This is a genomic window from Pseudomonas sp. I3-I5, from assembly GCF_022699445.1.
GTDB lineage: Bacteria > Pseudomonadota > Gammaproteobacteria > Pseudomonadales > Pseudomonadaceae > Aquipseudomonas > Aquipseudomonas fulva.
The window spans coordinates 1636998-1650744 of record NZ_CP093940.1 but is presented as its reverse complement, the minus strand read 5'-3'; the positions used below and the strand labels follow the sequence as shown (position 1 = coordinate 1650744).

Here is a 13747-nt window from a genome sequence, read left to right as displayed (position 1 = left end):
TGGCTCAGCTGCACGGACCATTCACCGCTGACTCCAGTGCTTGATCCAGTGCTTGAACATGGCGCATCTGGGCGGTTAACGTCTGTAGCCTCCCGGCTACCCTGTGCCACCTCCCCGTGCGCGCAGCGACAATGTTGGCCGGGTTCGGATATGGAAAAAAGCAAACATGGCAACTGACCTCATCACCGAAGCAGGCTACCAAGCCCTGAAAGATGAACTGGACTGGCTTTGGCGAGATGAGCGACCAGAGATCACGCGCAAAGTGACCTGGGCGGCGTCACTGGGCGATCGCAGTGAAAATGCGGACTACCAGTACAACAAGAAAAGGTTGAGGGAAATCGACCGTCGTGTCCGCTACCTTCGCAAGCGCATCGAGAACCTGCGCGTGGTGCCTTACTCGCCCGCGCAGGAAGGAAAAGTGTTTTTTGGAGCATGGGTGACCATCGCCAACGAGCACGACCAAAGCAAGCGGTTCCGAATCGTCGGCGCGGATGAAATCTACGACCGCAAGGACTTCATCTCCATCGACTCACCGATGGCCCGGGCCTGCATAGGCAAGTGCGTCGGGGACGAGATCATGGTGCGCACACCCACGGGAGAAGCCTACTGGGACGTCACCGACATTCAATACGATGCACACGAAGCCGCGCCACGATTCGTCAAACCCTGATCGCTTTGCACCGTCACAGGAGACGGCAGACTTTCAGCGTGCCGTGATCAGCCCTTGGCGCGCGATACGGACCAGATGGCCGATCACTTCGGCCGAGGCCTCGGGCGCGGGCGCTTGAATCACGGCAAGGTCGAACCGGTCATTGGCGTACTGGGCGAAATGCTCGCCGGTCTCGGCAAACTGGATCAGGAATGCACGGGCCTGGCCTCGTCGACGAGACAAGCCTTCAAGGTGGCGCAAAAGTGTGGGCTGGTGCGCCCCCCCAAGCAGGATGCGCGGGGTGCGCGACGCCTGACTGACAGGCAGAGGGCTTAGACAGACACTGGTACGTGGGCAACTCATGGTGAATTCTCCGCCTCGCCAATCTCGCTGGGCAGCGGTGGGAGGCGTCACCGAACCAGCGCTTTAGCGGTATTTCGGGACACCCCTCGGGCGTCTCTGCGCCCCGCAAGTAGCTGTTTAAATCGGCGCAGGCGTCATGCTAGAGCGATTGAACCGAACATGCAAGCGCACGATTCTGGCCAATTGCCCGCCTCGGTGCAGCCTCGCTTAGTGCTTGCCCTTGGGCTCCAGCACCCGCCGCTCCCGATTGAACGCCAGGAAGTACTTGTTCACGCTGTTGACGAAGTTGACCGGCCCCATGCCCACCTGCTCCATGGCGATGCGTTCGGTCTGGAAGAACCATTGGTTACCGTTGAGCCCACGCTTGCGCGCTTCGGCGCGCATGGCTTGCACGCGCTCGGGCCCCAGGTTGTAGGCGGCCAACACGAACGCCATGCGCTCACGTTCATTGATGCGGGGGCTGGAGAAGAACTTGCGACGGATCAGGGCCAGGTAACGCGCACTGGCCTGAACGTTGCCGTCCACCGTCTTGATGTTACTGACCCCGACCCGCTGGGCAGCCGCCGGCGTGATTTGCATCAACCCGTGTGCGCCCCCTGCCCCCCGCGCGGCCGGGTTGAGGGTCGACTCCTTGAATGCCAAGGCGGCAAGGTTGAGCCAGTCGATCTGCTGCGCCTGGCCATGCTTTTGCAACACGGCGCTGACCGAGGCCAGCCGTTGACGGTCCTGGCGGGCGAGCGGGTTGTGTACCCGGTACTGACGCCGATAGATGCGTTCGAATGCTGCATCCTCGTTGTCAGGGGCGCGATAGTTCTGTAGGAAGCGGTCGACCGATGCCTGCAACTGCGGCGAGTCACGACCAACGTACCAGCGCATGGCTTGCGAGGGCCCCAGGTGCACGCGCAGGTTGACACGCAGCTTCGGCATGACCTTTGACCAGCGGCGGGCGATCGGCTGTTCGACCACGGTCAAGTGATAGATACCGGCCTGGACCATCTCCAGCACATCCTCGATCGCTAGGGTCGGATCGACCCACTCCACCTTGACCGGGGGACGCTTGCGCATGGCCAGACGCTGGTTCAGTTGCTCGATCAACGGGCCCGCGGCACTGGCGCTTGTCAGCGCGATGGTGCGACCTGACAATTGTTCCGCCTGGCTGAAGGCGCGCTCCCCCTTGCGCCCAACCAACACCAGCGCCACCTGATCACGCACTGGGGCAGTTGCTACTACGTTACGCACCGTGGCAGGATCGAGCAGTTCCCCTGGTGCAGCCAAATCGCCTTCGCCGCGCCCCAGTGCGCCTAGGAGCTGCTCCTTGGCGCGTGGGATCAGTTTGAGCTCGATACGCTGGCTGTCCTCTACCCGGGCATTGAGAAAGTGCTCGAGCGCGCGCAAGCGGTAGTACTCGACGCCCACTGGCTCGCCTTTCACTTCCCCAGAGCTGTTGCGGCTTTGATTGACCAGCACGCGCAAGACCTTGCTGCTGCGAATGTGCTGGAGGTCGCGGGCATTGGCCGGCGCAATGTGATGCTGCGGGCCCGGTGGACGTACCTGCGTCTGCGCTTGGCTGACCAGAGGCAACCCTAACAGCAGCATGAACATGAGCCAGTAGCGTGGCATTTGAGGTATCCGTCGTGAGTGGGTGGCCAGCATGACGTTCGCCACGTTTGGGCTTGAGGTCAAAAAGACCATGCCCTGGACTTGAAGTTCTTGGACAGCCAGTTCGGCACGGGCTTTTGCTATGCTGGCGTCCCTGCGGCACGAGGTAGCACCATGCAATTGATCGATATTGGCGTCAACCTGACCAACAGCAGTTTCGATGGCCGCCAAGCGGAAGTGGTCCACCGCGCCTTGGAAGCGGGCGTCGAGCAAATGGTCCTGACGGGCACCAGCCTGCCTGTGAGTGAACAGGCCATTGTCCTTTGCCAGCAACTGGACAGCGCGCAGACTCACCTGTTCGCGACGGCTGGCGTTCACCCGCACGATGCAAACAGCTGGAACAGCCAGAGCGAACAGCACATGCGCCAACTGCTCGCCGAGCCGCGGGTGCGCGCCGTGGGCGAATGCGGCCTGGACTTCAACCGCGATTTCTCTCCACGCCCTGCGCAGGAGAAGGCCTTGCACGCCCAGCTGGCATTGGCCGTGGAGTGCCAACTTCCGGTGTTTCTCCATGAGCGCGACGCCAGTGAGCGCCTGCTGGCCATCCTCAAAGAGTATCGCGACCACTTAAAAGCAGCCGTGGTCCACTGTTTCACCGGGGAACGTGCTGCGCTGTTCAGCTACCTGGACCTGGACCTGCACATCGGCATCACTGGCTGGATTTGTGATGAACGGCGCGGGACGCACCTGCATGGATTGGTGGGCAGTATACCCACCGGCCGCTTGATGCTGGAGAGCGATGCCCCCTATTTACTGCCGCGCAGCCTGCGCCCCAAGCCCAAGAACGGGCGTAACGAGCCGGCGTACCTGCCTGAGGTCCTGCGAGAAGTGGCACTGCACCGCAGGGAAACCCTGCAAGATACCGCCGCGCACACCACTGCCACGGCCAAGGCATTCTTCGAATTGCCGTCGCAATCCTGATATCTCTTGATACATATCAACACCCCTCGAGTCGCCGCGGGCACAATGATGGCACCTTGCCAATATTGTTTCCGCTCAACTCAGAGAAGACCTGCCCATGGGTGCCTGGCTTAGCAATGTTTCCCTGAAATACAAGTTCTGGGCGGTCAACGCCGTCGCTTTCGTGACCACCTTGCTGCTGGTGCTGTACGCCGTCCATCTGGAGCAGCGCGCCCGTGCTGAAGGCGCTGAACATCAAGCAAACGCCCAGGCAAACCTGCTGGCAGCGTGGCCACAAGGCCAACCTTTGCCTCTTTCGGCAAGCGTCATCACCTGGGGTGCAGGGCAGATGCCCTCCTTTGCCGGCGAGCCCCTGGAGGCCTTGCGCGGCGCTCAGGGCTGGATAGCGCTGCCCTCCAACCAACTGTTGGGACAAGACCCCATTCAGGGCGCTCATGTGCTGCAGAGCGGTGATCAGCGTGTTGCCGTGATCGCCCAGTCACCCAGCCTGCGCCAGGTCTTCATCGATCGATTTACGCATTACGCGGTGTGCGTGTTGATTCTGATGCTGGCCATGCTCGCCGCTTCGCAACTGCTGATACGCTTTCTACTCAGCCAACTCAACACGCTCAAGGACGTGATGCTGCATGTGGAAAAAACCGGTGATCTGGCGGCGCGTGTACCGCTGGCCGGCGGTGACGAAGTCGGTCAGATGGCGGGCGCCTTCAACGCCATGCAGGGCACCTACCACCGTATCGTCAGCACCGTCGCCACCACCGCAGCACAGCTCGACTCAGGTGCCGCGCGTCTTGCGGCCAGCATGAACGAGGTCCGTCACGGCATGCTCGGCCAGCAAAGCGAAACCGACCAAGCCGCGACAGCCATCAATGAAATGTCCGCCACTGTCTACCATATCGCCCAGCATGCAGGGGCGACCCGCGATCTGTCCCAGACTGCCGACACGCTCGCCGGCGGTGGGAAAGACGTGGTCAATCGCGTGCAGACGTCCATTGCCGGGCTTTCCAGCGGCGTTCAGCAGACCGCCGAAATGATCCGTCAACTCGCCGAAGACAGCCAGAAGATCAATGGTGTGGTCAGTGTCATTCACAGCATTGCCGAGCAGACCAACCTGCTGGCATTGAACGCGGCCATAGAGGCGGCCCGTGCCGGTGATCTGGGTCGTGGGTTTGCCGTGGTGGCCGATGAGGTCCGCAACCTGGCCAAACGCGTTCAGTCATCTACCGACGAGATCACTACCATGGTGTCTGCCCTGCAGTCAGGCACGCGTGATGCGGTCGAGTTTATGCAGGAAAGCTCCTACAAAGCAGACGATTGTGTGAAACAGGCCCAGGAAGCAGGAGCGGCATTGGCCGAGATCACTGGGGCAGTGGCGCAGATGCGTGAAAGCAACACCCAGATCGCCGTGGCTGCCGAACAACAGAGCCAGGTGGCAGAGGAAATGAACCGTGCCGTCGTCAGCATCCGTGATGTGACCGAGCAAACCGTGCAGCAGACCGTAGGTTCGGCCACCACCAGTTCGGAACTTGCGACACTGGCCGGGGCGCTGAACAAGGCTATAGGTCAACTGAAGCTATAACGGTCATAGGCAGTGGCGATTGGCTCTGGCCGCGCCTGCACACTACGCTTTGGGCATGACCGAGAGGAAATGCCCATGAACAAACGTCTACCCAATCTGCTCGCCTGGCAATGGCGCGGCTACCCGCACAGTCATCGTCACCCTGCAAACCTGGTGCTGCATTTGATTGCGGTTCCGCTGTTCATTCTGGGCGTCCTGTTGATCGTGTCCGGATTGTTAGGGCTGGATATCGTGCAGCTGGCGGTCGGCGTGCTCGCCCTGGTCGCGGCCCTTGGACTTCAACGTCACGGCCATCGCCTGGAAGCTGATACCCAAGAGCCCTTCATCAACCGCACCGACCGTGTTCAACGTGTACTCAGCGAGCAGTTCATCACGTTCCCGCGTTTTGTGGTGAGTGGCGCGTGGTGGCAGGCCTGGCGCGACCGTCACAAGCCTCGGCGGTGACGGGCATCACCCAAACACCGTCACCGTTTGCCTGCTCAAGGCCAACAATGCGCCGTCTGCACTCCATAATGCAGCGGCCGCATGGCCATATCCCTCGCGTGCGTACTCGGTTTCCACACGGTACTGGCACCAATCGCCAGCGTTCAGCGAGCGTACAGACTGGACGAACTCGATGGTCCAGGTAAGTGTACTGCCGGCTGCAGGCTGTCTGAGCATGGGCAGAACGCTAGGTGGCCAGGCGTCTACCAACGCCAGCAGGTGCGCCTCGTTCATTTCCCCGTCTTGCAGGTCACGCAGGCGCACCCAGCCCCCCATGGTGCGCGAGTCATTGCCGCTGAACGGAAGCCCACCGATCGCCCAGCGCAACTCCAGGTTTTTCATGAATTGCGGTGTCACACCTGGGATATGAGGCAATGGTGCTGCACTCGCCTCAAGCGCCGGCATTTCTGGTGCAGGTACGGCGGGTACGGACACGGCAGAGCTTCGTGCAGCCCCGAAACTGCCCTGTACCAGCGTCACCACCTGTCCTTGCTGCACGGCGCGGCCCAGCAGCGTGCTGACACCCGTGCCATGGCGCAATAGCTCGACCTCCAGCCGAATCGGGGTATCTGCCGAGGCAGGACCCACGAAAGTAATGGCCAGTGAGCGCACCGGGCGGTCATGACCTAGCCGGGAACGCATCGCCTCGAACACCATGGCAGCCATCAGGCCGCCAAAAATCGCTCGCCCCTGGCCCCAGCCTGCCGGTACGCGCACGCTGTCGGGATGAGCTCTGGCAGCCTCGAGCACTTGTTCGAACGTCATTGGGCAGCTCCTGCACGGGTAACGGTGCTCCCATCCTAGCCGGCCCTGGTCCCTGCAACAGCCTTCATATCGGTCATTGTCCGGGCTTGCGACGGGCCAACGCAGCACCCAACGCGTCCAGCGTGCTGTCCGACCGCCGCTCGGCCTCTTCCAACTGGTGTTGCCATCCGCTAATGCAGCCCGCCAGATCGGCGTGCTGTTGCGCTTGCAGCAACCATTGCAGACGGTCATGCCAATCCCCCAGATCGCCCTGTGCTCGTTTCAGGGTGCGTTTGAGCTTCTTCGGGGCGTGGCCGAACGGGGGGTAGGCTTCGTCTGCGTACCGCGCTCGTTTGATCAGCAACCGCAACCGGTGACGATCGTGATTGGGATCCTGCAAGGCCTCGGTCAGCTTGCGCCACTGTTTGCGCAAGCGTTTCTCGATACGCTTGTCCAACGCCTGAATCAGGCCATCGCGATCTGCGCCACGCAAAAACGCGGGAAACGCATCCACCGCCCCCAGTAATCGGGTCAGCTGCGGGCTGCGTGCGACGCTGGCGTAGGATGGCCCTCGCCCTTGCAGACGCCTGCGCCCGGCCTGCTCGAACCCTTGGGTAATGAGGGCGGCGCCCAGCACTTCGGCATCGCGCAGCGGCGTGGTGAGCGTCCCTAGCGCCTTGGCGGCACTTTCGAGTTGCTCCACACCAGGCAGCCCGCGCAGTGGTCGTACCAGGCTGCGCAGGCGGCGCACGGTGGTGCGCAGGTCGTGCAGGGCTTCACTGTCGGTGTCGACCGCCAGGCGTTCGCGGCACGCCAGGAGCCTGACGTGCAAGGTGATGATCTGGGCGATGAGGTGATCAAGCATGTCAGACATGTGGCAACCCTCGATCAACGGCCGGCACGGGACTCACGGATGTAGAAGCGTGCTTTTTCAGCCTTGCGCGTGCAGCTTTCGTAACCCTCGAATTGCTGCTGCGTCTTGGCGCCTGTAAGCAGCGACAGCGCCTTGGAATAACTCACGGCCCCCGCAAAGCCTTCAGCCTTGGCCAGGTCAAGCTCCTTCCAGGCGGCGTCCAGTTGTGTGGCACAGCTGTCACGGTACGCCGTCTTGCCAGCGCAACCAGCAAGGGTCAGGGCAATCAACGGCAGGCAGATCCAGGCTTTCATCAGCTAAACCTCTGAGGGAGAGAAACAATGCATGTTCGACGCCAACCCCTTGTAAAAGTGCCCGCCTGGCTTTGACCAAGCAGGTCCTCGACAGGTTGCGCATTGCTGCCAAGGGTACGATGCGTGCATTGTAGAGCTTAAGTGGCGAACGCTGAGGGAAGTTGATGAACAAACGCGTGGCATTGGTGCTCGGATCAGGCGGGGCCAGAGGGTATGCGCACATCGGCGTGATCGAGGAGATCGAACGTCGCGGATATGAAATCGCATGCATTGCCGGGTGCTCCATGGGAGCGGTCGTTGGCGGCATTTACGCTGCAGGCAAGCTTGAGCAATACAAACGCTGGATCGAGAGCCTGGACTATCTGGATGTCCTGCGCCTGGTGGATGTTAGCTTCAGTCTGGGCGCTATTCGGGGCGACAAGGTCTTCGGTCAGATCCGCAAGATAGTAGGCGACATCAACATTGAGCAATTGCGCATTCCTTATACCGCCGTTGCAGCTGACCTGACCAACCAACAGGAAATCTGGTTTCAGGAAGGCTGCCTGCACCAAGCCATGCGCGCCTCGGCTGCCATACCCAGTCTATTCACGCCCGTGGTTCAAGGTAACCGAATGCTGGTCGACGGCGGCATCCTCAACCCGTTACCCATCGTGCCCGTGGTATCGAGCCACTGCGACCTGATCATTGCGGTCAACCTCAACGCCACCAACCAGAAGCAGTATCAACTTCCAGTGATAGAGCGACCTGCAGCCTTCAAGATGAGATTCGATGCACTGATCAACTCGCTTGGCTCGCACCTGCCGTTTCGCCGCAAGCCCGCCGAAGAGTTGGTCCGTATTGAAAAAGGCATGACGCGCGATCGTTTTTCTCCCGTGAACCCGTGGCTGGCCGAATCGGCAGATCCGCAGGCACAGCAGCCTACGGCGGCCCCCGAAAGCGAAGGCGCACCCAAGTCTGCCACCGGTTCGTTCATCATCGACAACGTAGGGCCGGCCTCGCTGCTGGACTTGATCAACCAGAGTTTCGAAGTCATGCAGACTTCACTGGCGCAGTACAAGATCGCCGGCTATCCGCCTGACGTACTGATCAACGTGCCCAAGCGTGTGTGTCGCTTCTTCGAGTTCTACAAGGCGCCCGAGCTGATCGCACTGGGCCGCGAGATCGCACGCGACACATTGGACAATCATGAGGGTGTCAAACGCTAACGCTTGCGGTGCCTGCGCACAGGAAAAAAAACAGGCCGCTTATAGCGGCCTGTCGCGTGTTTCCAAACGGCTTTAGTAACGCGTGATGTCCGCGTTGGCCTCCAGCTGTTTGCGGTAGGCGGCGAAGTCCTGCTGACCCGCACGAGACGCCAAGTAGCGGCGGATCTGCTGCTTCTCTTCATCAGTGGCCGCAGCACCGTCATTGACACCCTTGAGTTGCAGCACGACCAGGCTGCCATCACGCAGCACGACGCTGCCATAGACGGGCTTGTCCTTGGCTTGCGGCTTGCCGAGACGGAACAATGCCTGCAGCTCGACAGGATCGATACCTTCCTGACCACGCGAGACGGCTTCATAGGGCTTCCAGCCCTGGTCTTCCTGAACGCTTCCAGGGGCGATGGAGCCGTCACGCAGCCCCGCGATCAGCTTGTCCGCCTTGGCCTTGAGGGCAGCGGTGGCTTTCTCTTTGGCCAGATGCTCGCGAATGTTCTTGGCAACCGTCTCGAGTGGCAGCTGTGCAGGCTTGCGGTGTTCCTTGACGCGCAGTACCACCGTCGTCTCCGGATCGAGCTCGATGGCGGTGCTGTTGGCACCCTCTTCCAGCACTTCCTCCGAGAACGCTGCCTGCACCACGGAGCGGTTGGCAGTGATACCGTCGCCGCCTTCGCGACCGAACGGAGCGGACGTTTGCACCTTGAGGTTCAAGTCCTGGGCCGGCTGCACCAGGTCGGAGGCCTCGTAAGCGGCATCCTGCAACTGCTTGCTGGCGTCCACGTAGCGTTGCTCGACCAGTGGCGTCTTGAGGTCGCGGGTCAGCTTGTCTTTCAGGCTCGCGAAGCTCGGCACCTCGGGCGCTTCAACGCCCAGCAGCTTAATGATGTGATAGCCGTATTCGGTACGAACCGGGGCTGAGACCTGACCGTCGTGCAGCTGATACAGCGCCTGTTCGAACGCCGGATCGTACACACCAGGGCCGGCAAAGCCAAGGTCACCGCCGTTGCTGGCCGAACCTGGGTCCTGGGAAAATTCCTTCGCCAACGCGGCAAAATCTTCACCCTTGGCCAGGCGCTGTTCGATTTCGTCAGCACGCGCCTTGGCTTGGGCATCGGTGGTCTTGTCGTTGACCTCGATGAGGATATGCGCCGCGCGGCGCTGTTCGGCCAGGTTGGCGATCTCTTTCTCGTACTGAGCCTTGAGCGCCTCGTCAGTGACCTTGGCCTGGTCAAAGAACGACGATTTCTTGAGCTCTACGTAATCGATGACGACTTGGTCAGGCGACATGAACTCTTTGGCATGGGCGTCATAGTGCTGCTTGACCTCTTCGTCGCTGATCTTGATCGCGGCTGGGTCGGCCTTGAAGGTCAAGGACGCGAAATCGCGGGTCTGCTTCTCAAGGCGTGCAAACGCATCGACTTGCTGATCGGTTACGAAGCTGCTGCCGGCGATCCCGGCACGTAACTGCCCGATGAGCATTTCTTCACCGAGCATTTCGCGAAACTGCATACGCCCATAGCCCATCTGGCGGATGACCTGGTCGAAGCGGTCGCTGTTGAACTTGCCGTCAACCTGGAACTCCGGCGTTTGAAGCATGACTTGATCGAGCGCAGCATCGGAAAACGCGAATTTGGCATCCTTCGCACCTTCGAGCAACAGCTTGCGGCTGATCAGACCCTTGAGGGCCTCTTCACGCAGCAGCTTGTCGTCAAGCAGCGCAGGATCGAAGTCCTTGCCCAGTTGCTGCACCAGCTGGCGGCGCTGCATGTCGGCCGCCTGGCTCAGCTCGTTCTGGCTGATCGTTTCGCCGTTGACCTTGGCAGCATCCTGGCTGTGGCTGGCGGCTTGGAAAATGGCTTCGAACCCGGTCAATGCCATTAATACGACAATGAGACCGATAATGGTTTTGGCAATCCAACCTTGTGAATTGTCCCTGATATTTTGCAGCATGCGTCCCCCAGAGACGGCTGTACCACTGCGTCGACAACCGCGGAGCGTGGGTAGAGTCCTGATAAAAGAAAGGCGCATCCGAGGATGCGCCTTTTCTTAGCATACGAATCAGGCGGTAACGTTTGCGTCCCGCCTTCAGCGTGCTCGGACCTGGCCTGGCCGGGTCCGGCTGAAAGAGACGACTTAGTTGACGGCGTCTTTCAGGCCTTTACCTGCCTTGAAACCTGGAACCTTGGCGGCTTCAATTTTGATCGCCTTACCGGTCTGCGGGTTACGGCCAGTACGCTCAGCGCGTTCCTTGACAGTGAAGGTGCCGAAGCCGACCAGAACGACAGAGTCGCCTTGCTTCAGGGCGCCGGTGACGGTTTCGATCACTGCGTCCAGCGCTCTGCCAGCAGTGGCTTTGGGAATGTCTGCATGTGCGGCGATAGCGTCAATCAGTTCCGACTTGTTCACTCGTAAGTCCCCTTGTGCTCTATTGAGTATGTTTCTAAGTATGTAAAGAAAAGCGTGTGAAAACGGTGCTGGGTGGCCTGATGACACTCACGTGCCGCTTTATAGCAAGGCGCCGAAAATACTGTCAAGAAAGCCACCCGGGCTGAAACTGTTAGTGCGTGCTAATTCTTTCCTTTGCCTCACTGTCGCGCTTATCGTCCTTCGCGACAATCTCGGAAGCCACATCTGGCAAGGGCTCCGGGGCGTATTGCAGCGCAATTTGCAGGACTTCGTCAATCCATTTGACCGGTTTGATCTGCAGATCCTGTTTAATATTTTCCGGGATTTCCTTCAGGTCGCGCACGTTCTCCTCAGGAATGATCACCGTCTTGATGCCGCCCCGGTGTGCGGCCAGCAGTTTTTCCTTGAGCCCGCCAATGGCCAGAACCTGGCCGCGCAACGTGATCTCGCCTGTCATCGCTACATCCGCGCGCACAGGTATCTGAGTGAGTGCCGACACCAGCGCGGTGCACATGCCGATGCCTGCACTCGGGCCATCCTTGGGGGTGGCGCCTTCGGGCATATGAATATGAACGTCGTGCTTTTCATGGAAGTCTGCTGCGATCCCCAGGCTGCGGGCACGGCTGCGCACCACTGTCTGCGCGGCCGTAATCGACTCGACCATGACGTCACCGAGCGAACCGGTCTTGATCAATTGGCCCTTGCCAGGAATAACCACGGACTCGATGGTGAGCAATTCGCCGCCCACTTGTGTCCATGCCAGACCCGTCACCTGGCCGATCTGGTCCTGCTGCTCGGCCAGGCCATAACGGAACTTGCGCACGCCCAGAAGGTGTTCGAGCTGCTCGCCGGTCACCTTGACGTTGACCTGCTTTTGCCCTGCATGTTCCTTGACGACCTTACGGCAGACCTTGGCAATCTGACGCTCAAGACCACGCACACCCGCTTCGCGCGTGTAGTAACGAATGATGTCGCGAATGGCCGAGACATCGATCTCCAGCTCTTCTTTTTTCAGGCCGTTCGCCTTGACCTGCTTGGGCACCAGGTATTTGACTGCGATGTTTATTTTTTCATCTTCGGTGTAACCCGGCAGACGAATGATCTCCATCCGGTCTAGCAACGCTGGCGGGATGTTCATCGAGTTGGAGGTGCACAGGAACATCACGTCCGACAGGTCGTAATCGACCTCCAGATAGTGATCGTTGAAGTTGTGGTTCTGCTCGGGGTCCAGCACCTCCAGCAGTGCCGAGGCCGGATCGCCGCGCATGTCGCTGCCCATCTTGTCGATTTCATCGAGCAGGAACAGCGGGTTGCGAACGCCCACTTTGGTCATCTTCTGAATCAACCGGCCGGGCATGGAGCCGATATAGGTCCGGCGGTGGCCGCGGATTTCAGCTTCATCCCGTACCCCGCCCAGGGCCATGCGCACGAATTTACGGTTGGTCGCAGCGGCAATGGATTCGGCCAGGGACGTCTTGCCCACGCCAGGTGGGCCAACCAGGCACAGCACTGGGCCACGGATTTTCTTGACGCGCTTTTGCACGGCAAGGTACTCGAGAATACGGTCCTTGACCTCTTCCAGACCGTAGTGGTCTGCATCAAGAATGTCTTCGGCCTTGGCAAGGTCCAGGCGCACTTTGCTCTGCGCTTTCCAAGGCACCTGAACCAGCCAGTCCAGGTAGGAACGCACTACGGTGGCCTCAGCCGACATCGGCGACATTTGCTTGAGCTTGTTCAGCTCAGCCTGGGCCTTGGTCATGGCGTCCTTGGGCAGGCCAGCGGCCTCGATACGCTTTTTCAGCTCCTCGAGCTCGTTGTGACCCTCATCACCATCGCCAAGCTCTTTCTGAATGGCCTTCATCTGCTCATTCAGGTAGTACTCGCGCTGGCTGCGCTCCATCTGCTTTTTCACCCGGCCACGGATGCGCTTTTCGACCTGCAGCAGGTCAATCTCGGCATCAAGCAGGGCCAGGACATGCTCGACCCGCGTTGGCAGGTCGACGATTTCCAGAATTTCCTGTTTCTGCTCGATCTTCAGGGCCATGTGGGCGGCCATGGTGTCGACCAGACGCCCGGGCTCATCGATGCTGTTGAGCGATGACATCACTTCGGCAGGCACTTTCTTGCCCAGTTGCACGTACTGCTCGAACTGCGAAAGCAGTGTGCGCACAAATACTTCCGACTCGCGCTCTACAGCCTCGGTTTCGTCGATCAGGGACACTTCGGCGCGCACATGGCCATCGACTTCACTGAAGCGCTCGACAGTACCCCGCTGCTCACCTTCGACCAGCACTTTCACGGTACCGTCAGGCAGTTTCAGCAGCTGGAGCACGGTGGCTACGGTACCAACGCGGTATAGCGCGTCTTCGCCCGGATCGTCATCAGCCGGGTTTTTCTGGGCGAGCAGGAGAATCTGCTTTTCGCCCGTCATCGCGGCTTCGAGGGCCTCGATGGATTTCTCACGCCCCACAAACAGCGGGATGACCATGTGCGGGTAAACAACGACGTCGCGCAATGGCAAAAGAGGCAAGTCGAGGGTGGTCTTCATGATTTCGCCTCTACAGCGGCCTTAGTGGCCGG

The 13747-nt window shown here is 60.2% G+C and carries 13 protein-coding genes; 5 read left to right on the top strand and 8 right to left on the bottom strand.

Annotated elements, in window-relative coordinates:
- Positions 1–166: 166 nt before the first annotated feature.
- Positions 167–670: a transcription elongation factor GreB gene (gene greB / locus MOP87_RS07445; protein ID WP_049696270.1), complete on the top strand. Its 504-nt coding sequence runs from the start codon at positions 167–169 to the stop codon at positions 668–670.
- Positions 671–703: 33 nt separating this feature from the next.
- On the opposite strand, the gene MOP87_RS07440 is transcribed toward greB, so the two are convergent.
- Together MOP87_RS07440 and MOP87_RS07435 are read right to left on the bottom strand one after the other, a co-directional pair.
- The gene (locus MOP87_RS07440) at positions 704–1012 is read right to left on the bottom strand and encodes a hypothetical protein (protein ID WP_027914594.1); all 309 of its coding nucleotides are present in this window, start codon (positions 1010–1012) and stop codon (positions 704–706) included.
- A gap of 207 nt (positions 1013–1219) precedes the next feature.
- A complete protein-coding gene (locus tag MOP87_RS07435) occupies positions 1220–2632 on the bottom strand; it encodes a transglycosylase SLT domain-containing protein (RefSeq protein ID WP_088523000.1) in 1413 nt (470 codons plus the stop codon).
- A gap of 153 nt (positions 2633–2785) precedes the next feature.
- On the opposite strand from MOP87_RS07435, the gene MOP87_RS07430 reads away from it, so the two are divergent.
- From MOP87_RS07430 to MOP87_RS07420, 3 genes are all read left to right on the top strand, one after another.
- Complete coding sequence (locus MOP87_RS07430) at positions 2786–3592, top strand: TatD family hydrolase (RefSeq protein WP_027914592.1); 807 nt, start codon at positions 2786–2788, stop codon at positions 3590–3592.
- A 97-nt stretch (positions 3593–3689) separates the two neighbouring features.
- Positions 3690–5168 carry a methyl-accepting chemotaxis protein gene (locus MOP87_RS07425; RefSeq protein WP_242810312.1) on the top strand — a complete coding sequence of 493 codons (1479 nt, stop codon included), beginning with the start codon at positions 3690–3692 and terminating at the stop codon, positions 5166–5168.
- 75 nt (positions 5169–5243) lie between these two features.
- A complete protein-coding gene (locus tag MOP87_RS07420; RefSeq protein ID WP_027914590.1) occupies positions 5244–5612 on the top strand; it encodes a hypothetical protein in 369 nt (122 codons plus the stop codon).
- Positions 5613–5618: 6 nt separating this feature from the next.
- On the opposite strand, the gene MOP87_RS07415 is transcribed toward MOP87_RS07420, so the two are convergent.
- The 3 genes from MOP87_RS07415 to MOP87_RS07405 all read right to left on the bottom strand — a co-directional run bounded on the left by MOP87_RS07415 (position 5619) and on the right by MOP87_RS07405 (position 7562).
- Positions 5619–6416: a thioesterase family protein gene (locus MOP87_RS07415; RefSeq protein WP_028686928.1), complete on the bottom strand. Its 798-nt coding sequence runs from the start codon at positions 6414–6416 to the stop codon at positions 5619–5621.
- A gap of 73 nt (positions 6417–6489) precedes the next feature.
- On the bottom strand, positions 6490–7269 hold the full coding sequence (locus tag MOP87_RS07410) for a CHAD domain-containing protein (RefSeq protein ID WP_110606830.1): 780 nt from the start codon (positions 7267–7269) through the stop codon (positions 6490–6492).
- 14 nt (positions 7270–7283) lie between these two features.
- The gene (locus tag MOP87_RS07405) at positions 7284–7562 is read right to left on the bottom strand and encodes a hypothetical protein (RefSeq protein ID WP_023536014.1); all 279 of its coding nucleotides are present in this window, start codon (positions 7560–7562) and stop codon (positions 7284–7286) included.
- Positions 7563–7726: 164 nt separating this feature from the next.
- Here MOP87_RS07405 and MOP87_RS07400 point away from each other — a divergent pair, with 164 nt between their 5' ends.
- Positions 7727–8767 carry a patatin-like phospholipase family protein gene (locus tag MOP87_RS07400; protein WP_027914587.1) on the top strand — a complete coding sequence of 347 codons (1041 nt, stop codon included), beginning with the start codon at positions 7727–7729 and terminating at the stop codon, positions 8765–8767.
- A 72-nt stretch (positions 8768–8839) separates the two neighbouring features.
- Here the strand turns inward: MOP87_RS07400 and MOP87_RS07395 are convergent, their stop codons facing one another.
- From MOP87_RS07395 to lon, 3 genes are all read right to left on the bottom strand, one after another.
- Positions 8840–10711, bottom strand: coding sequence for a SurA N-terminal domain-containing protein (locus MOP87_RS07395; RefSeq protein ID WP_242810311.1), 1872 nt, complete (start codon positions 10709–10711; stop codon positions 8840–8842).
- Positions 10712–10894: 183 nt separating this feature from the next.
- The gene (locus MOP87_RS07390; RefSeq protein ID WP_028686926.1) at positions 10895–11167 is read right to left on the bottom strand and encodes an HU family DNA-binding protein; all 273 of its coding nucleotides are present in this window, start codon (positions 11165–11167) and stop codon (positions 10895–10897) included.
- Positions 11168–11318: 151 nt separating this feature from the next.
- On the bottom strand, positions 11319–13715 hold the full coding sequence (gene lon, locus MOP87_RS07385; RefSeq protein ID WP_027914584.1) for an endopeptidase La: 2397 nt from the start codon (positions 13713–13715) through the stop codon (positions 11319–11321).
- Positions 13716–13747 lie beyond the last annotated feature (32 nt).